21 protein-coding genes are annotated in these 18,036 nt (G+C 64.8%); 14 read left to right on the top strand and 7 right to left on the bottom strand.

Features of this window, described 5'->3' with window-relative positions:
* Position 1: 1 nt before the first annotated feature.
* The 5 genes from AC3G7M_RS06230 to AC3G7M_RS06210 all read right to left on the bottom strand — a co-directional run bounded on the left by AC3G7M_RS06230 (position 2) and on the right by AC3G7M_RS06210 (position 5,029).
* Positions 2 to 910 (bottom strand): alpha/beta fold hydrolase, encoded by a 909-nt coding sequence (locus AC3G7M_RS06230; RefSeq protein WP_489214840.1) that lies wholly within the window; start codon positions 908 to 910, stop codon positions 2 to 4.
* A 310-nt stretch (positions 911 to 1,220) separates the two neighbouring features.
* On the bottom strand, positions 1,221 to 1,718 hold the full coding sequence (locus AC3G7M_RS06225; RefSeq protein ID WP_489214839.1) for a DUF2852 domain-containing protein: 498 nt from the start codon (positions 1,716 to 1,718) through the stop codon (positions 1,221 to 1,223).
* 85 nt (positions 1,719 to 1,803) lie between these two features.
* Positions 1,804 to 2,436 carry a TetR/AcrR family transcriptional regulator gene (locus tag AC3G7M_RS06220; RefSeq protein WP_489214838.1) on the bottom strand — a complete coding sequence of 211 codons (633 nt, stop codon included), beginning with the start codon at positions 2,434 to 2,436 and terminating at the stop codon, positions 1,804 to 1,806.
* Positions 2,437 to 2,474: 38 nt separating this feature from the next.
* A complete protein-coding gene (gene thiC / locus AC3G7M_RS06215; protein ID WP_489214837.1) occupies positions 2,475 to 4,304 on the bottom strand; it encodes a phosphomethylpyrimidine synthase ThiC in 1,830 nt (609 codons plus the stop codon).
* 251 nt (positions 4,305 to 4,555) lie between these two features.
* The gene (locus AC3G7M_RS06210; protein WP_489214836.1) at positions 4,556 to 5,029 is read right to left on the bottom strand and encodes a YbaK/EbsC family protein; all 474 of its coding nucleotides are present in this window, start codon (positions 5,027 to 5,029) and stop codon (positions 4,556 to 4,558) included.
* 196 nt (positions 5,030 to 5,225) lie between these two features.
* On the opposite strand from AC3G7M_RS06210, the gene AC3G7M_RS06205 reads away from it, so the two are divergent.
* The 3 genes from AC3G7M_RS06205 to phnE are packed head-to-tail and all read left to right on the top strand — an operon-like array spanning position 5,226 to position 7,719.
* Positions 5,226 to 6,134, top strand: a complete 909-nt coding sequence (locus AC3G7M_RS06205) for a phosphate/phosphite/phosphonate ABC transporter substrate-binding protein (RefSeq protein ID WP_489214835.1) — start codon at positions 5,226 to 5,228, stop codon at positions 6,132 to 6,134.
* On the top strand, positions 6,131 to 6,901 hold the full coding sequence (locus tag AC3G7M_RS06200) for a phosphonate ABC transporter ATP-binding protein (protein WP_489214834.1): 771 nt from the start codon (positions 6,131 to 6,133) through the stop codon (positions 6,899 to 6,901). Before AC3G7M_RS06205 ends, AC3G7M_RS06200 begins: the two co-directional genes overlap by 4 nt.
* Positions 6,898 to 7,719, top strand: a complete 822-nt coding sequence (gene phnE, locus AC3G7M_RS06195) for a phosphonate ABC transporter, permease protein PhnE (protein WP_489214833.1) — start codon at positions 6,898 to 6,900, stop codon at positions 7,717 to 7,719. Before AC3G7M_RS06200 ends, phnE begins: the two co-directional genes overlap by 4 nt.
* A gap of 10 nt (positions 7,720 to 7,729) precedes the next feature.
* Here the strand turns inward: phnE and AC3G7M_RS06190 are convergent, their stop codons facing one another.
* On the bottom strand, positions 7,730 to 8,875 hold the full coding sequence (locus tag AC3G7M_RS06190) for an alpha-D-ribose 1-methylphosphonate 5-triphosphate diphosphatase (RefSeq protein ID WP_489214832.1): 1,146 nt from the start codon (positions 8,873 to 8,875) through the stop codon (positions 7,730 to 7,732).
* 105 nt (positions 8,876 to 8,980) lie between these two features.
* On the opposite strand from AC3G7M_RS06190, the gene phnG reads away from it, so the two are divergent.
* The 8 genes from phnG to phnN are packed head-to-tail and all read left to right on the top strand — an operon-like array spanning position 8,981 to position 15,137.
* Positions 8,981 to 9,436: a phosphonate C-P lyase system protein PhnG gene (gene phnG / locus AC3G7M_RS06185; RefSeq protein ID WP_489215974.1), complete on the top strand. Its 456-nt coding sequence runs from the start codon at positions 8,981 to 8,983 to the stop codon at positions 9,434 to 9,436.
* Positions 9,433 to 10,005, top strand: a complete 573-nt coding sequence (phnH, locus tag AC3G7M_RS06180) for a phosphonate C-P lyase system protein PhnH (protein WP_489214831.1) — start codon at positions 9,433 to 9,435, stop codon at positions 10,003 to 10,005. The genes phnG and phnH overlap by 4 nt, the downstream gene beginning before the upstream one ends.
* Positions 10,006 to 10,009: 4 nt before the next feature.
* Positions 10,010 to 11,128: a carbon-phosphorus lyase complex subunit gene (locus AC3G7M_RS06175; protein WP_489214830.1), complete on the top strand. Its 1,119-nt coding sequence runs from the start codon at positions 10,010 to 10,012 to the stop codon at positions 11,126 to 11,128.
* Complete coding sequence (locus AC3G7M_RS06170; RefSeq protein WP_489214829.1) at positions 11,125 to 11,970, top strand: alpha-D-ribose 1-methylphosphonate 5-phosphate C-P-lyase PhnJ; 846 nt, start codon at positions 11,125 to 11,127, stop codon at positions 11,968 to 11,970. The genes AC3G7M_RS06175 and AC3G7M_RS06170 overlap by 4 nt, the downstream gene beginning before the upstream one ends.
* Positions 11,967 to 12,740: a phosphonate C-P lyase system protein PhnK gene (phnK, locus tag AC3G7M_RS06165; protein ID WP_489214828.1), complete on the top strand. Its 774-nt coding sequence runs from the start codon at positions 11,967 to 11,969 to the stop codon at positions 12,738 to 12,740. The genes AC3G7M_RS06170 and phnK overlap by 4 nt, the downstream gene beginning before the upstream one ends.
* 2 nt (positions 12,741 to 12,742) lie before the next feature.
* Entirely contained in the window at positions 12,743 to 13,456 is a 714-nt protein-coding gene (gene phnL, locus AC3G7M_RS06160) for a phosphonate C-P lyase system protein PhnL (RefSeq protein ID WP_489214827.1), read from the top strand.
* Entirely contained in the window at positions 13,453 to 14,589 is a 1,137-nt protein-coding gene (locus AC3G7M_RS06155) for an alpha-D-ribose 1-methylphosphonate 5-triphosphate diphosphatase (protein ID WP_489214826.1), read from the top strand. The genes phnL and AC3G7M_RS06155 overlap by 4 nt, the downstream gene beginning before the upstream one ends.
* On the top strand, positions 14,586 to 15,137 hold the full coding sequence (gene phnN / locus AC3G7M_RS06150) for a phosphonate metabolism protein/1,5-bisphosphokinase (PRPP-forming) PhnN (protein WP_489214825.1): 552 nt from the start codon (positions 14,586 to 14,588) through the stop codon (positions 15,135 to 15,137). Before AC3G7M_RS06155 ends, phnN begins: the two co-directional genes overlap by 4 nt.
* Here phnN and AC3G7M_RS06145 read toward each other — a convergent pair.
* Positions 15,112 to 15,603, bottom strand: a complete 492-nt coding sequence (locus AC3G7M_RS06145) for a YciE/YciF ferroxidase family protein (RefSeq protein ID WP_489214824.1) — start codon at positions 15,601 to 15,603, stop codon at positions 15,112 to 15,114. The genes phnN and AC3G7M_RS06145 overlap by 26 nt on opposite strands.
* A 128-nt stretch (positions 15,604 to 15,731) precedes the next feature.
* Between AC3G7M_RS06145 and AC3G7M_RS06140 the strand changes: the two genes are divergently transcribed.
* The 3 genes from AC3G7M_RS06140 to AC3G7M_RS06130 all read left to right on the top strand — a co-directional run bounded on the left by AC3G7M_RS06140 (position 15,732) and on the right by AC3G7M_RS06130 (position 17,853).
* The gene (locus tag AC3G7M_RS06140) at positions 15,732 to 16,742 is read left to right on the top strand and encodes an alpha/beta fold hydrolase (RefSeq protein ID WP_489214823.1); all 1,011 of its coding nucleotides are present in this window, start codon (positions 15,732 to 15,734) and stop codon (positions 16,740 to 16,742) included.
* Positions 16,743 to 16,818: 76 nt separating this feature from the next.
* Complete coding sequence (locus AC3G7M_RS06135) at positions 16,819 to 17,301, top strand: phosphate-starvation-inducible PsiE family protein (RefSeq protein WP_489214822.1); 483 nt, start codon at positions 16,819 to 16,821, stop codon at positions 17,299 to 17,301.
* A 111-nt stretch (positions 17,302 to 17,412) separates the two neighbouring features.
* Positions 17,413 to 17,853: an RbsD/FucU family protein gene (locus AC3G7M_RS06130; RefSeq protein WP_489214821.1), complete on the top strand. Its 441-nt coding sequence runs from the start codon at positions 17,413 to 17,415 to the stop codon at positions 17,851 to 17,853.
* Positions 17,854 to 18,036 lie beyond the last annotated feature (183 nt).

Below are 18,036 nucleotides of genomic sequence, written 5' to 3'. Positions count from 1 at the left end.
TTCAGGCGGCCCTACGGTCGAGCCAGTCTTCAGCCCGACGATGCGCCCCAGAGGGCAGGGGCTGGCCCGGATTCATCAGCCAATGCACGACATCAAGCGTCACACTGCTGCCGGCCAGGTCCCGATGCAGCAGGTGATAGCCGTCCGGGTAATAGGCAAAAACGCGATGCTCACGGCGCTGCTGCCGCTCCAGGCGCCAGCAGGCGGCCATGGCCCGCTTCGGCACCAGCTGGTCTTTGCCACCGTAGAGATACAGCGTCGGCGGCCGGTTATGCCCGGCCGTGCTCAGCGCCGCATCCATCAAATCCGCCAGCCCCTTCAAGGCATAGATGCTGGCCGAGGGCTGCCTCAGGCTCGGATGCCGCATGCGCTTGATTTCTTCGTGATTGTCACTGGGCTTGATGCCGAGACGATCCGCACTCAGGCGCAGCCAGGGAATGGTTTTATGTGCCCACCAGAGTGAGAGGCGGTGCAGCGCCGCCATTTCCGTCCGTCCCCAAACCGCTGGCGCGCTCAGCACATAGCCCGATACAGCCAGATCGGGATTGCGCGCCGCCAGCACCATCAGCACGGCCGCCCCCATGCTTTCGCCGGCCAGAAACAGCCGCGCATGCGGAAAGCGCGCACGCACGGTCCGCACCATCTGTTCCGCGTCAGAGACCAGTGGCTCGGTGCCATGCCAGCGGCCGCCGCCCGATGCGGCACCGAAGCCGCGCTGATCGGGCGCGATGATGCCGATACCGGCCGCGGTGAAATGCGCGGCGGGTGCCTCCCAGGCATCGGCACTGTCATTGATCCCATGCAGCGCCAGCACAACGGTGTGGGGCGCCGCGCGCGGCAGCCATTCCCGGAAGGGCAGCAGCGCGCCGTCTGCCATGGCAAACACGCCGTCGATTGGCCTGGGGCGCATGGCGCCCGCCGTCTTACCGCGAGAGAGACGTGGCAGCGCCGGGCGGACCTGCGTTCCAAAACGCTCTGCAACCGGGAAGGGCGTGATTTTGGCGAGAGGATCGCGATTCATGATCCGCCATGGCTAGCATCGCTGCGAGCGCGGGCATAGGAAAATTGACATGATACTGTCACATGGCGGATCAACGACACGTCCGCCTTGCACGGCGGAACGACGGCCCCACCGCAAAAGCCCATCAGGCGTGACAGCCTGATGGGACAATCGTTTTGTCTATCAGCGTCCCGTGCCAGCCGCCGGCCGGCGCGCGATGTCAGCCTTGATCGGACGGTGCCTTATCGTCACCCGTTTCCGGCCGGGCGCGGCGCTCGGTCATGAACTGGTCGAACTCCGCCTTATCCTTGGCAAAGCGCAAACGGTCCAGAAAGCTGGTGAATTCGGCCTGTTCTTCTTCCAGCCGACGCAATGTGGCTGCGCGATAATCGTCAAAAGCCTGATTGCCGCTTGATGCACGGGCAGATGGTCCCGATCCTGGCCGCCGGCCCCAGGGACCAACCGGGCCACTGGCCCAGCCGCCGCAGCGAAAACGCCGGCCACCGCCCGGTTCCATGCCGAATAGCAGACGCCCCAGGCGCCGGTTCCAGATCGCCAGGAACAAAAGCGCGATGCCGAGCGGCCACCACAGCATAAAGCCGACAATGGCACCTGCAACGAAAAGCGGCCGCGAGATGGCCCAGAGCGCATAGGCCCGGTCATCTTGCAGCCAGGTCGGGGTCTGCCCGAAAACGCCTTGGTTAGCCGCGCCAGACATGATGTGGCTCCATGTGAATGTAAGGCACATTTACATTAGGGACCGCTGCGCTGATCGTCAAGACGGTTGCAGATCCGCACAGGCTCTATCGGCGGCTGCCGGCCAGGCCTAGGCTTTGCAAATAGACAAGAATGCCGGCCTCCAGCAGATCGTCAGGCGACATCGGCAGCGTGCGGCGGCTGCCGTCGCGGCGGCCGAACAGCGCGGCCACGCCATGGGCCATGGCCCAAAGATGCAGGGCCACCATCAGCGGCGGCGGACGATCCCCCTTGGGCAAGGCCGTCGCCACCGCCTCCGCCGCCTCCCGCATCACGGCAAAAGCGCGCTCACTGGCGGATAGAAGCCCGGCATGGTCCTCCGTGTTCAATCTTGCCTCGAACATCGCGGCATAGAAGGCGGGTTCATGCCGGGCGAAATCCAGATAGGCGCGGCCGATCGCCTCCAGCCCGCTCAGGGGCGTCGGCCGGCCGCCCGCCCAGGCCCTGACCAGCATCTCGGCCAGCCGCTCATAGCCACGCAATGCGACTTCCGCGAGGAGCGCCTCCGCATCCCGGAAATGGCGATACGGCGCGGCGGGGCTGACCCCAGCGCGCCGTGCGGCCTCGGCAATGGTGAAAGCCGCGGGCCCGCCTTCGGCGATCAGCACCTGCGCCGCTTCGATCAGCGCTTCGCGCAGATTGCCGTGGTGATAGCCCCGCCTTTGACCTGACCAGCTCATCCCCGCCCTTTACGCCAAGATGGACGGCTTGGCATCCCTCACAGGCTCTGATCCTCCGGCAGGTACAGCGTGCTGCCACGCTCACGATATTCGGCACGCTTCTGGTCAAGCCCGGCCAGCCGCGCGGCCTCCTCGCGCAGATCCTGCGATATGCGCATGGAACAGAATTTCGGCCCGCACATGGAGCAGAAATGCGCCGCCTTATGCGCCTCGCGAGGCAGGGTCTCGTCATGGAAGGCCCGTGCGGTATCCGGGTCCAAGGACAGGTTGAACTGATCCTGCCAGCGGAACTGAAAGCGCGCCCGGCTGACGGCATCATCCCTGATCCGCGCCGCCGGATGCCCCTTCGCGAGATCGGCGGCATGGGCCGCAATCCGGTAGGTGATGACACCGGTTTTGACGTCATCCCGGTTGGGCAGGCCGAGATGCTCCTTCGGCGTCACGTAACACAGCATCGCGGTGCCGAACCAACCGATCATGGCCGCCCCGATCGCTGAGGTGATGTGGTCATAGCCGGCGCCGATATCGGTCGTCAGCGGCCCCAGCGTATAGAAGGGCGCCTCGCCGCATGCCCGCAGCTGCTTCTCGACATTGATCCTGATCTTGTGCATCGGCACATGGCCCGGTCCCTCGATCATCACCTGGCAGCCCTTGTCCCAGGCGATTTTCGTGAGTTCCCCCAACGTCTCCAATTCGGCGAATTGGGCGGCATCATTCGCATCCGCGATGGAGCCCGGACGCAATCCGTCGCCCAACGAGAAAGACACATCGTAGCGCCGCATGATGTCGCAAATGTCTGCGAAATGCTCATAGAGGAAGCTCTCGCGATGATGCGACAGGCACCAGCGCGCCATGATCGACCCGCCGCGCGAGACGATCCCCGTCACGCGCTTCGCTGTCAGCGGCACATGCTGCAGGCGCACGCCGGCATGGATGGTGACATAATCCACCCCCTGCTCCGCCTGCTCGATCAGCGTGTCGCGAAACACCTCCCAGCTCAGACGTTGCGGCTCACCGCCGACTTTCTCCAGCGCCTGATACAGCGGCACGGTGCCGATCGGCACCGCCGCATTGCGCAAGATCCAGCCGCGGATATTGTGGATATTGCGGCCCGTTGACAGGTCCATCACAGTATCTGCGCCCCAGCGCGTGGCCCAGACCAGCTTCTCGACCTCGTCGGCGACCGAGGATGTCACCGCCGAATTGCCGATATTGGCATTCACTTTCACCAGGAAATTGCGGCCGATGATGACCGGCTCCAGCTCCGGGTGATTGATATTGGCAGGAATGATGGCGCGCCCCGCCGCGATTTCATCCCGCACGAAGTCCGGCGTGACGAAATCGGGGATGGAAGCGCCGCAATCCTCGCCATCGGCACAGCGTTCCGCGGCACCGGCCACAGGCTGCGCGCGACCGAGGTTTTCACGGTGCGCCACATAGCGCATTTCCGCGGTGATGATGCCGGCGCGGGCGAAGTCCAGTTGCGTGACCAAGGCCCCATCTGCACCGGTCCTGACGCGATGCGCGGCCGGGCAAGGGGCGACAAGATAGGCGCCCTCAGCAAATCCATTATCCTCGGGCTTGACCGCCCGCGGCAGGACGGTCGCGACACCGCGACCCTCCAGCCAGGCGTCGCGCCGCTTCGGCAGGCCTTGGGCCAGGTCGATGATCGCCGTATCATCCGTATAGGGACCGGATGTGTCATAGACCCGCACGGGCTCTTCTCCCGCCGCGGGATCGAGCGCGATCTCCCGGAACGGCACGTGCAATTCAGGAAAATTGTCGGGCGTGGAATAGCGCTTGCGCGACCCCGTTATCGGTCCTGTTGTGACAGACAGGGCAAGGGGGGCCAGATGATCATCGGGCATAAATACCTCCTCGCCGAGCGAGAAGATGGAGCGGCCGAAAACAAGGGCATAGAGAGAGAACGCGCGCCTGTCTTCATCCGTACCAGTCCCTCCGCCGGCATAATCCGGATCAGGTTCCCCGGCAGGCCCTGCGGCGCGCCGGCAGGGTCACCGCACTGCCTTCCATCTGGAAGCGCCAGCGGTATCTCAGCCCCTTGTCGGGGCACCCCTTGGTGACGGGAAGGATGAGGCCAGGTGTGGTCCGCTGTCAATCAGCCTTCCTTCGCGGCTTCGCAGATATCGACCCATTCCGCGCCGACCAGGGCGGCCAGACGATCCGGGGCAATCCGCAAAGCCGCATTGACCGCGCCCGCCGCCGGCACGACTTCGGCGAATTGCCGTAAAGAGAGGTCGCACAAAATCCGCAAAGGGTTCGGCAGCCCAAAGGGACAGACGCCGCCGACCGGGTGACCGGTCATCGCCACTACGTCCTCGGCATTCAGCATGCGCGCCTTGCCCCCCAAAACCGCTTTGGCCTTGCGGTTGTCGAGGCGCGTCGTGCCGCTCGTCACGATCAGCAGCGCCTGGTCACCCACGCGCAGCGACAATGTCTTGGCAATCTGTGCCGGTTCCACGCCATGCGCCGCCGCCGCCTGGGCGACCGTCGCCGTCACCTGGTCCAGCTCGATGATGCTGATATCCGGGGCGTTCTCCGCCAGGAAGTGCCGCACAGCCGCAACCGTCATGCTTGGGACCCTTTTCCGCGCAACGGCCGCGCGCGGCGGCCCCGCCGCACTATCCTGCGCCGCCCCACGGTCCGCAACCGCCGCCGGCACCCGGATATTCATCTAGATGTCAAAAAGCTCAAAGGCAGTTCGGGCTAGATAGCGACCGACTATGCGCCGCCCCACACAATGGCGCAAAGCGAAGGAACCTGTCCCTATGCGCAAACTGCTTCGTGGCGCCGCCTGCACCGCGCTTTTTGGCTTGGCATCTCTCATCACGACCGGTGCGGCAGCTCAGGCCGCCAGCCCCTGCCCGCATGGCGTCATCCGCTATGGCGTCATCCCCTTCGACGCCTCGGCCGCCTTCGTGCCGCTCTATCATAAGATCTCCCATCTCATCAGCGAGAAGATGGGCTGCCCGGTCGATCTCGAAATCGGAACCAGCTACAACGCGACCATCGAAGCCATGCGCTCCGGCAAGGTCGATATGGCCGAATTCGGGCCCCTGAGCTATATTCTGGCTCAGAAACTGGCCGGCGCAGAAGTCGTCGCGACCTATGCGAAGCCGGATGGCACGCCCGACACCTATACCGCCAGCGTCGTCACCTGGCCCGGTTCCGGCATCACCACGCTCAAGGACGTTTCCGGTCATACCTTCGCCTATTCCGATCCGGCGTCGACCTCGGGCCATCTCTTCCCGGCCTATGCCCTGAAAAGCGTCGGCATCGACCCTGATAACGGCATCAAGGCCGTCTATGCCGGCAGCCATACCGCGAGCTACGAAGCGCTGCTGCATCACAAGGTCCAAGCGGGCGAAATCAACAGCCAGGAAATTCTCTCCGCGCAGCACGCCGGCATCTACAACCCGTCCGATTTTGTGACGCTTTGGACCAGCCAGCCGATCCCGGAAGATCCGGTCGTCGTCCGCGGCAACCTGCCGCCTGCCTTCAAGGCGAAGCTGACGGAGGTCCTTCAGCATCTCGACCTCAGCAGCATTCCTGCCGCCGACCTCAAGGTCATCGGCCTCAAGGGCAAAGGCTATGTGGCGATCAGCGACAAGGACTATGACGGCATCCGCAGCCTCGTTTCCGTGCTGCATCTTGACCTCAACAAGCTGGGTTCATGAGCAAACCGCTCATTGAGGTTTCCGGCCTGGCCATGCGCTACCCCACGGGGCGCATGGCGTTGACGGATACAAGCTTCACCCTGAATGCCGGCGAATTGGTCGTCATTCTTGGCGCCAATGGCTGCGGCAAGTCCACGCTGCTGCGCTGTGTCGCCGGCATGCTGCAGCCGACGTCGGGCCGTGTGGAGGTCGCGGGCACGCCGATGACGGCGCTCTCCGGCCGTCCGCTCGCCGAGGCGCGCATGGCGCTCGGCATGGTCTTCCAAAGCGCCCATCTCGTGAAACGCCGCTCGGTGATCGCCAATGTGATGACCGGCACGCTGGGCCGCCATCGCAATTGGATGAGCGCGCTCGGGCGCCTGCCACAGGGCGAACGTCCCTTCGCCCAGCGCTGCCTGGAAGAAGTCGGCCTCGGCACCTTCGCCGAACAGCGGGCCAGCACCCTCTCGGGCGGTCAGGCGCAGCGCGTCTCCATCGCCCGCGCGCTGGCACAGCGGCCGCTGGCTTTGCTCGCCGATGAGCCGGTCGCAAGCCTCGACCCTGAAGCCTCCGAGGAATTGATGGGCCTGCTGCGCCGGCTGGCCCATGAAGACGGGCTCGGCGTGCTCTGCGTGCTGCACCAGCCCGATCTCGCCCGCCGCTATGCCGATCGTATCCTCGGCATGAAGGGCGGCCGCGTCCAGTTCGACCAGAAGCCCGCCGAAGTGCAGGAGGTTGATGTTGCATCCCTCTACACCAAGGCCGCATCCGAGGCCGTGCCCGCATGAACGGATTTGCATTGAAGACGACGGCCGCACCGGGGCCCAAGGGCCGCGCGGGGGCGCCACACCGCCTGCATCCCATGACCTTCGTCCTGCTCTTCCTGGGCGCGGCTCTATTCATTCAATCCGCCTTCGTGGTCCATGCGCGTCCGCAGGATCTCATCACGGGCGCCGCCGGCATCGCCGACATCCTGCACCGCTCCTTCCCGCCTGATTTCGCGGGCCTGCCCGATGCACTTTGGCCGGCGCTTGAGACAATCGACATGGGGATCTTCGGCACAGCAGTCGCGCTGGTCTTCGCGCTGCCCGTGGCCCTCCTCGCCGCCCGCAATACCACGCCGGCGAAGCCCCTCTATTTCCTGGCGCGCGGCCTCATCGCCCTCGCCCGCGTCGTGCCCGATCTGGTCTGGGCGCTCATCTTCGTCACCGCCGTCGGCCTCGGCCCCTTTCCTGGCGCACTCGCCATCGTCATCCACAGCCTCGGCATGATGGGCCGGCTTTTTGCTGAAACCATCGAGGATATCGACATGGGACCGGTGGAAGCGCTGACCATGACGGGTGCCGGCCGTCTTGCCGTCTTCAGCCATGCCGTCATCCCGACAGTCATGCCTTCCCTGCTCGGCATCACGCTCTATCGCCTTGACGAGAATATCCGCTCCTCGCTCATCCTCGGCTTCGTCGGTGCCGGCGGCATCGGCTTCCAGCTGCTGACGGCCATGAACCTGTTCCAATACCGCACCGTCTCGATGCTGCTCGTCCTGACCTTCATCATCGTCATCGGCGCCGAGCGCATCTCCGCTGCCTTGCGGCAGCGGATTGCCTAGGCAAAGGATCTCAATGCAGGCGGGCAGCCCCTTCGGCCGAGAGATAGGCCAGGCGCCCGCCCGCGATGGTCGCCACCACATGCGGCGCCGGATCGCGCGCGACGATCACCAGATCAGCGCGCAGACCAGGCGCGATCTGGCCACGATCGGAGAGGCCTGCCGCGGCGGCGGGATTGGCCGAAATCAGTGGCCAGCGCAGCGCCAACCCCTCTGCACCATGACGTTCGCCAAGCAGGAAGGCCGCCCGCAGCATCGCCGGGTAGAAGTAATCGCTCGTCAGAATCTGGCAGAACCCGGCCTCCACCGTCTCGGCCGCCCCCGACCAGCCCATATGCGATCCGCCGCGCACGACATTGGGACTGCCCATGATGACGCGGTCGCCCGCCTCGGTCGCGGCCTGCGCCACCTCCGTGCTCATCGGGAAGTCGGAAATGCGGGCCCCCATCGCCCGGAAGGCGTCGCGGTCAGCAACCGTTGCGTCATCATGGCTTGCCATTGGAATGCCGGCGCGCTTTGCAGCCTCCGCCATGCGGGCCATGGCGGCCGGCACCTCATCCGCCCGCGCACCGATGGCATTGGCATGGGCACGGAAGGCGTCCAGCTTCATGCCTGCCCGCTCGCTGTATTTCGCGCCTGCCGCTGCATCGGCCATCTTGCGCAGAATGCTGGGCGTATGATCGTTGAAGGCCAGCAGATGCACCTCGCCGCGCGCGATCGCGGCCAGCGCCAGATCCAGCGCAGGCAGGTTGAACGCCTCCCAGCGCAGGTGAATGCGCATGTCGCAGCTCTGTCGAGGACGGTGTGCGGCCAGCGCCGCCAGCAGGCTCGTCCACGTCTCGGCACTGCGCAGCCCCGGCTCCCAGGACAGAGTGACACCATGGAAGGTAGTGGTGATGCCGTTCGCGAGCAGCTGCGCCTCGGTCTCGGCCACCGCCAGATCCATCGGAAAGCTCACCCCTGGACGCGGCTGCACCTGCCGCTCGAACGCATCGCCATGCAGGTCGATGATGCCGGGCAGAACCAGCAGATCCGTCGCATCGAAGCGGCGCCTGGCGTCGCCGGGTTCAGCAATGAGACCGCCTTGCACGCCGATATCAGCCGCAACCAGGCCTTGATCGGGCAACAATGCCCGCCCGCCGGTGATCGCAAGTTCCATGACTTAGCCTTTCCTTTTCGCCGCCCGATCGATGTCAACCGATTGTCATTGACTTTAACCGGGCGAGCCGTAATGTCTAGACGTCTAGATGAATTCTGGGTGACGATGTTGACACAGGACTCCTTGAGCCGCCGCCGCCATTGGATGGCAACCCTCGCCCGGGCGGAGCGCGCGGCGATCGAAGCGCAACTCGCCTCTGTGCCTGCCTTGCCGCAGCACACCCGCCTGCGCGGACCGGAAGCCGGTCTCGTCATGGTGCGGGGTCGTATGGGCGGCAGCGGCGCGCCGTTCAATCTCGGAGAGATGACGGTCACACGCTGCACCATTCGCAACGCGCGCGGCCAAATCGGCCATGCTTATGTCGCCGGGCGAGACGGGCAGAAGGCGGAACTCGCAGCCGCCCTCGACGCTGCCCTGCAGGACCCCGAGGACAGCGCAGCGCTGGAGGCGCGGGTGATCACGCCATTGGCCGAGGCGCTTGCGCTCGCGGAGGCTGCCACCCGCGCGGAGGCGGAAGCCACCCGCGTCGATTTCTTCACATTGGCGACGATGCGGTCATGACGCTCGAAAAACCCGGCTTTATTGATCCCGTCGCCGAAGCCCAGGCCTGCTTCCGCCTCGTGCTGCGCAGCATGTCCAGCCCCGGTCAGATCGTGACGCTCACCAGCGACGTCGCTGCCCCGCCCCTCGCGACCGCGACTGCCGCGGTGCTGCTCACACTGGTCGATGCCGAAGTCTCGCTCTGGCTGGATGCGGCTTTGTCCAGCAGCTGGGACTGGCTTGGCTTTCATGCGGGCGTTGTCCGCGCACATGATCCCGCCGCCGCCGCGTTCCTCTGCGCGACCAAGCTGCCCCCGCTGGCCGAGGTCTATGCCGGCACCGATGCCGCGCCCGAAACCGGCGCTACCATCATCCTCCAGGTCCCCTCGCTCACAGGTGGGCCGCCGCTCACGCTCTACGGGCCAGGGCTGGAAACGCCGATCATGATTGCGCCGCAGGGTCTGCCTGCGGATTTCGTCGCCCAGTGGGAGCAGAACCACCGCCTCTTTCCGCGCGGTGTCGATCTCCTGCTCTGTGCGGGTTCTTCATTCTGTGCCCTGCCGCGAAGCGTCAGGATCGGGGAAGGCTAAGACAATGGCTTATGTTGCCGTCAAAGGGGGTGAGCGTGCGATTGACGCCGCCCATGACTGGCTTGCGCGCACAAGGCGTGGCGAGACCTCTGTATCCGAAATCAAGACCGATCAGATCGCCGAGCAGCTCGGCCGTGCGGTCGATCGCGTCATGGCCGAAGGCTCCTGCTATGACCGCGGCCTCGGCGCGCTCGCCGTCAAGCAGGCGCAAGGTGATCTGATCGAGGCCGCCTTTCTGCTCCGCGCCTATCGCACCACGCTGCCGCGCTTCGCCTCCTCCACGCCGGTCGAAACCAGTGCAATGCTCATCCATCGCCGCATATCGGCCATCTACAAGGATCTGCCGGGTGGCCAGGTGCTGGGGCCGACCTATGACTATACCCATCGCCTGCTCGATTTCTCCCTCGCCGCCGAGGCTGACAGCGGCATGGCGCCGGCCGCAGCAAAAACGGTGGCCGAGCCCGATGCCGAGGCACCGCCCGCCGTCACGCCGCGCGTGCTGGACCTGCTGCGCGCCGAAGGGCTGATGGGCGCGGAACCCGCCAGTGACGCGATACCGGGTGACATCACGCGCGAACCTCTGTCTTTCCCGGCAGGACGCGATATCCGCCTGCAGGCGCTTGCCCGCGGTGACGAAGGCTTCCTCCTCGCACTCGGGTATTCCACCCAGCGCGGCTACGGCAACAGCCATCCCTTCGTCGGCGAGATCCGCATGGGTGAGGTCGCGATTGAGATCGAGCCGCCGGAACTCGGCTTCCCGATCGACATCGGCCGCATCACGCTGACGGAATGTGAGATGGTCAATCAATTCGGCGGATCGAAGACCGAGCCGCCGCAATTCACTCGCGGCTACGGACTTTGCTTCGGCCATAGCGAGCGCAAGGCCATGGGCATGGCGCTGGTTGATCGCGCCATGCGCGCCGAGGAATTGGGCGAAGACGCCACTGCTCCGGCACAGAATATCGAGTTCGTGCTCTATCACAGCGACAATATCGAGGCGACCGGCTTCGTCGAGCATCTCAAGCTGCCTCATTACGTCGATTTCCAAAGCGAACTCGAAACGATCCGCAAGATACGGCACAGCACGCAGCCGGCGGCCGATGCTGAGGGAGAGCCGCTATGAACGGCTATAATTTCGCGTATCTGGACGAGCCGACCAAGCGCATGATCCGCCGCGCCATTCTCAAGGCCGTCGCCATCCCCGGCCATCAGGTGCCCTTCGGGGCGCGGGAAATGCCGCTGCCCTATGGCTGGGGCACCGGCGGCATTCAGGTCACGGCCGCGATCCTCGGCGCCGATGACGTGCTCAAGGTCATCGATCAGGGTGCGGATGACACAACCAATGCGGTCTCCATCCGCCGCTTCTTCTCCCGCGTCGCGGGCGTCGAAACGACAACGCGGACACGCGATGCCACCGTCATCCAGACCCGCCACCGCATCCCTGAAACACCGCTCCGGGAGGATCAGATCCTCGTCTATCAGGTGCCGCTGCCTGAGCCGCTGGCCAAGCTCGAACCCAGCCGGGCGGAGACGAAACAGATGCATGCGCTCGCCGATTACGGCCTCATGCATGTGAAACTATACGAGGATATCGCGCGTTTCGGCCATGTCAGCATCTCCTACGACTATCCGGTGATGGTGAATGACCGTTACCTGATGTCGCCCTCGCCCATTCCGGCCTTCGACACGCTGAAGATGAACCGCATGCCCGCGCTGCAGCTGTTCGGCGCCGGGCGCGAGAAGCGCATCTATGCCGTGCCGCCCTATACCACCGTCCGCCCGCTGGATTTCGACGATCACCCGTTCAGGCTGCTGCGCGCGCCGCATGCCTGTGCGCTTTGCGGGGCGACCGACAGCTACCTGGATGAGGTCGTGACGGATGATCGCGGCAGTCGCATGTTCGTCTGCTCGGATACCGATTACTGCGCCGATAGACTGGGCGATGCGGCGGGAGATGCGGCATGACCCTTCCCTTGCTTGAAGCGCATGACCTGCAACTCCGGTTCGGGTCGATCCGCGCACTCGACCATGTCTCCATGGCGCTCTGGCCGGGTGAGGTTCTGGCCATCGTCGGCGAAAGCGGATCGGGCAAAACCACCCTTCTGAAAGTCCTCTCCGGGGCGGAAAGCCCCGATCAGGGCCAGGTTCTGTATCGCGATCCTGACCTCGCCTTGCACGACGTGCATGCCATGCCGGCGCCGCAACTCCGCGCGCTGCACCGGTCGGACTGGGGCTTCGTGCAGCAGAATCCGCGCGATGCGCTGCGCATGGGGGTTTCGGCCGGCGGCAATGTCGGCGAACGCCTTATGGCCCAGGGCGCCCGCCATTACGGCAGCATTCGCGAAGCCGCGCTCGACTGGCTGCGGGAGGTCGAGATCGACCCCGTCCGGATCGACGATCTGCCGCGCACCTTCTCGGGCGGCATGCTGCAGCGCCTGCAAATCGCCCGCACGCTCGCGACCCACCCGCGCCTCGTCTTCATGGATGAGCCGACCGGCGGTCTGGATGTCTCGGTCCAGGCGCGGCTGCTGGACCTCATCCGCTCCCTTGTCTCCCGCCTCGGCCTCGCCGTCATTCTGGTGACGCATGATATCGCGGTCGCGCGGCTGCTCGCCGGCCGCATCCTCGTCATGCGCCGCGGCCAGGTGGTGGAAAGCGGCCTCACCGATCAGGTGCTGGATGATCCGCAGCACCCTTATACGCAGCTTCTCGTCAGTTCGGTTCTGCAGGCATGAGCATGACCCCGTCTCGCCATCCGATGCTGAAAACCGAGGGTCTCAGCAAGTCCTTCACCCTGCATCTGCAGGGAGGCACGACCATGCCGGTGCTGGACAATGTCGATCTGACCGTCACCGCCGGGGAATGCGTGGTTCTGTCGGGCCCCTCGGGCGCCGGCAAATCCACCCTCATGCGCAGCCTTTATGGCAATTACCGCGTCGGCTCCGGCAGCATCCTCATTCGCCACGAGGACGATTGGGTTGATCTGGCGACCGCCGACCCGCGCCGCATCCTGGCCGTGCGCCGCGACACGCTTGGCTATGTCAGCCAGTTCCTCCGCGTCGTACCGCGCGTGCCAACGATCGAGATCGTGGCCGAAGCGCTGACCAGCCGCGGCGCCGATCACGCGGAGGCCATCGGGCGTGCCCGTACCTTGCTGCTGCGCCTCAACCTGCCCGAGCGGCTGCACAATCTGCCGCCCGCTACCTTCTCGGGCGGTGAGCAGCAGCGCGTCAATCTGGCGCGCGGCTTCATCGGCGGCCATCCCATCCTCCTGCTGGATGAGCCGACCGCCTCGCTCGATGCCGTGAACCGTGATGCGGTCGTGGGATTGGTCGCGGAAGCCAAGGCGCACGGCACCGCGATCCTCGGCATCGTCCATGACACGCCGACGCGCGATGCCATCGCCGACCGCCTCTTCCTGCTCTCTTCAGCCCAGATGGCCGCTGCATGACCGACCTTGTTCTGACTAACGCCACCATCGTGCTGGAGGACTCCGTCCAGCACGGCACCGTCTTTGTCCGCGATGGCATCATCCAGGATATCTCGTCACAGCAGTCGCATGTCGCGGCGGCGATTGATTGTGACGGCGATATTCTGATGCCCGGCATCATCGACCTGCATACGGATAATCTGGAGCGTCAGGTCCTGCCGCGCCCGGGCGCGCGCTGGCCGTCGCGCTCCGCCTTCCTGGCGCATGATGCTCAATGCGCCGTCGCCGGCGTCACCACCGTCTTCGATGCGCTCTGCGTCGGCAATCTTAATTTCGATAATGAAGACCGCATCCGCACCTTCCAGGATGGTGTGGCAGATCTCACCGTTCTGGCCGGCACTGGCCTCTTCAAGGCCGACCATCTGTTGCATCTGCGCTGCGAATTGCCGGCCCCCGACATGCTGCGCCTGGTGACACCGGTGCTGGATCATCCGCTCACCCGCATGGTCAGCCTGATGGACCACACGCCGGGCGTCGGCCAATACGCCGATCTGGAGCGCTTCCGCAAACGCCGCGGCACAGACGGCACCGTCGTCGCTCAGATCGACGCCGAGATCGCGGAATTGCAGGCGCAACGCGTCCGCCTTCGTGCTCCCAACCGCCAGGCTTTGCTTGATCTCGTGCGCGGCCGCGCCGTCGTCATCGCCAGCCATGATGATGAGACGATTGCGGAGGTCGAGGCGAATGCGGCGGACGGCATCGGCATCAGCGAGTTTCCAGTGCAGATGGCGGCAGCGAAACACGCCAAGGCGCTCGGCATGACGGTCATTGCGGGCGCCCCCAATATCGTGCGCGGCGGCTCGCATTCCGGCAATGTCGCGGCGGCCGATCTCATCGCGGCCGGCGCCGTCGATGCGCTCGCCTCGGACTACGTGCCGCCGGCCCTGCTGGAAGCGGCCTTCGCCATCGCCGATAGCGGTGTGCCGATGCACCGCGCCCTGGGCTTCGTCACCGCCGGTCCCGCGCGCATGGCCAGGCTTGATGATCGCGGGCGCATCGCCCCCGGCCTGCGGGCGGATCTGCTGCGGGTCCGTCGCGTCGGCGGGCTCACCGCCGCGATCGCCGTCTGGCGGCAAGGGCAGCGCGTCGCATGAGCGGATTGCTGATACTCGTGGTTGGCCCTTCCGGGTCCGGCAAGGATACGCTGCTCGCGGGGGCCGCAGCAGCGCTGCAGCACGATCCGCGCTTCGTCTTCGCCCGCCGCGTCGTCACCCGCGCAGCTGCGTATGAGGACCATGACACGGCAACGGTCGCGGAGTTTTTGGCGCGCCAGGCCTCCGGCGATTTTGCCATCACCTGGACCGCGCATGATCTGTACTATGGACTTCCGGCGGCACCCCTTGCCAATTTGGATCAAGGGCGGGTGGTCGTCGCCAATGTGTCACGGGCGGTCGTCGCCCAGGCCGAGGCACGCTATCCTGCCAAAACGGTCGAGATCACCGCGCCTGACGCGATGCGCGCGGCGCGGCTGGAACGGCGGGGGCGTGAAACCACCCACGCCATATCAGCCCGACTCACCCGGCAGGTTTCGCTCAGCAGCAGAAACGTCCACCGCATCGTGAACGACAGCACGATCGACGCGGGCGTCACCGCCCTCGTCGATCTTCTGCGCAGTTTCAGGCCGCTTTTGCCTGAAGATTGATTTCCGAATTGGCGAGCTTGTTGAGAAGCGTATCGGTCTTCTTCTCCTCGGCCAGGGTCTGTTCCAGCAGGGTGGCGACATCCGTCTTGCCCTGCAGCTTCGCCCAGGCAAGCAAAGAGCCGTAGCGGGCAATTTCGTAATGCTCCACGGCCTGGGCGCAGGCGACAAGGCCCGCATCCCGCACCGCGCTCGGCTCCTTGGCTTCGTCCAGCAGCTCCTCGCATTCTTCGATCAGGCCGTTAATGGCCTCGCAGGTCACGCCCTGGGCGCGCTTGCCAATCAGCTCAAACACCTGCTGCAGGCGTTCGATCTGATGCTGCGTCTCTTCACGATGGGCGATGAAGGCCTGGCGCAGATGCTCGCTCTGCGCCGCCTTGGCCATTTTCGGCAGGGCCTTGGTGATTTGGCGTTCGGCGTAATAAACGTCTTTAAGGAAGTGGAGAAATAGCTCGTCGATCGTTTTCATGGCGTATGTCCCTTTGGGTTGGGATTGAGCGTGGCGATAGCTCAACCGCTGAACGCCAGATTGGGACGCGATGGACGCGATGAAGGGCTGTGCGCTTCACGCTGCAGTGTATGGTCAGGGAGAGGGTCATGACGGTCGATCGCAATACCGGTGTTTTCAAGCTTGGGGATCTCGTCCTGGAGTCAGGCGCGGTTCTGCCTGACGCACAGATCACCTGGGCCAGCTACGGCACGCTGTCGCCTGCCCGCGACAATGTTATCGTCTATCCCACCAGCTACGGCGCCCAGCATACCGGGACCGAATGGGCGGTCGGTGCGGATAGCCTGTTCGATCCCGCGCGCTGGTTCGTGATCATCCCGAATATGTTCGGCAACGGCCTCTCCTCCAGCCCATCGAATACCGAAAACTACCCCGATCTGGTGACGACCGCCGATAATGTCGCGGCCCAGCGCCGGTTGCTGGCTGAAGTCTTCGGCATCACCCGCGTGGCGGCGGTCTATGGCTTCTCCATGGGCGCGCAGCAGGCCTATCACTGGGCCGCCCTGGCGCCTGAGGCGGTGGAGCGCGCCATCGTCGTCTGCGGCAGCGCCCGCACCTCACCCCATAATCAGGTCTTTCTGGCCTCCCTGATGGCGACGCTGGAGGCAGCACCCGAACATCTCGGCCAAGGCCGCTTCACGGCTGAGCCCCGCGCCGCCCGCCGCGCCTTCGCCCGCATCTATGCCGGCTGGGCGATGAGCCAGGCCTGGTATCGCGCCGGGCTGCACCTCTCCTCGACCGGCGCCACCACCCTGGACGGATTCCTGGACGATCACTGGGAGCCTGGTTTTTCTCTTGCCGCCAGCGACCTCTATGCCCAGCTCCGCACCTGGTATGCCGGCGATATCAGCGCCAATCCGCGCGATGGCCATGACCTCACGGCCGCATTATCAGCCATCCAGGCGCGGGTTCTGCTGATGCCCTGCGAGACCGACCTCTATTTCCCGCCCGAGGATAATGCGATCGAGCTTGAGTCGCTGGCCAAAGGAGTCCTCTCCCCAATTCCCAGCATCTGGGGCCATGTCGCCGGTGCGCCGTCCGGTTTGCCGGAGGAGAAGGCTTTTCTGCGCGCCCAGGTGCGGGATTGGCTGGAGCGTTGAACCCGCAGGCCGCATAGTGGCGGCGGCTGGTTGAGGCTATGGCACCGGCCTCCACCGCTATGGGACCTTAACGCCAATGGCCGATTTCCAGACCGCAATCCGCCGTTTCCTCGGCAATACCCTGTATGAGACCTTCGAGCACCTGGTCATGCTGGTGCTGACCCTGGTCATCGTCGTGCTCATCGGTTTCGCGACCTGGCATCTGGTCCTGGCGACCGTCGGGCTTATTCAGGCCGGCGAACTCGATCCGGCCAACCCGAGCATCTACCCGGCCATTTTCGGCATGATCTTCACGGTTCTGATCGGGCTGGAGTTTAAACGCTCCTTCCTGATCGTCACCTCAAGCCAGGCCAGCATCGTCCGCATCCGGTCCATCATCCTGATCGGCCTTCTGGCGACGCTCAGAAAATTCATCGTGCTTGACCTCAAGGAGGTCAATGTCGCGGAGACGATCGCCGTGGCGGCAGCCATCCTGGCGCTTGGCCTTGTCTATTGGCTGGTGCGGGATCAGGACCAGCGCGCGGCCCAGATCGTCAGACCCGACAGCCTCACCGACTGAAGAAGCCACGGCGGGCTACGCGCCCCGGCTACGGGTCGCGGGCTTCGCTGACCTGCCCGTCCCCTGTAGAAACACAGGGTCCCATCGTCCGAGCCAAGGAGCCAAACGGCCGTGCTGCGTTTTATTGACCCCGTCCTATCCCCCGATCTTCTCTCCATCCTGCGCCAGATGGGCCATGGCGATGAGATCGCCATCGTCGACGCCAATTTCCCGGCCGCCACCATGGGCAAGCGGGTCGTCCGCGCCGATGGCGTCACTGCCACCCATCTGTCGGAGGCCATCCTGAAGCTTATGCCGCTCGACGATTTCGTCCCGGAAAGCGCCTTCGTCATGCGCCAGGTTCATGCGCCGGATGAGCTGGCGCCGGTCTGTGTCGAGTTTGAAGGACTGGTCAAATTGTATAGCCAGGAGAAATTCGGCGTCGTCGGCCTGGAACGGTTCGCCTTCTATGACCGCGTGCGGAGCGCCTTCGCCGTCGTGCAGACGGCCGAGCGCCGGCTTTACGGAAACCTCATTCTCAAGAAGGGCGTTTTGCGCCCCGGCGAAGGCTGACCGCTCGAGTCTGTCGATATGAATGCAAGGGCGGCGAAGGTTAGCCACCCCTGCATTCGCCGCGGCGCAGCAAATCCTATGCTCACAAGGCTTTGAAATCGGGCCGGTTTCAGAAAAAAACGTAAATAAGTCCGCCCGATACAAAAGGTTGTTGATGAAAATTGCAAAGCCATTGCGCTAGGC

The sequence above is a fragment of the Acidisoma sibiricum genome, assembly GCF_057837225.1.
The sequence above is the reverse complement of the archived record's forward strand: the minus strand, read 5'-3'. Positions and strand labels throughout refer to the sequence as shown.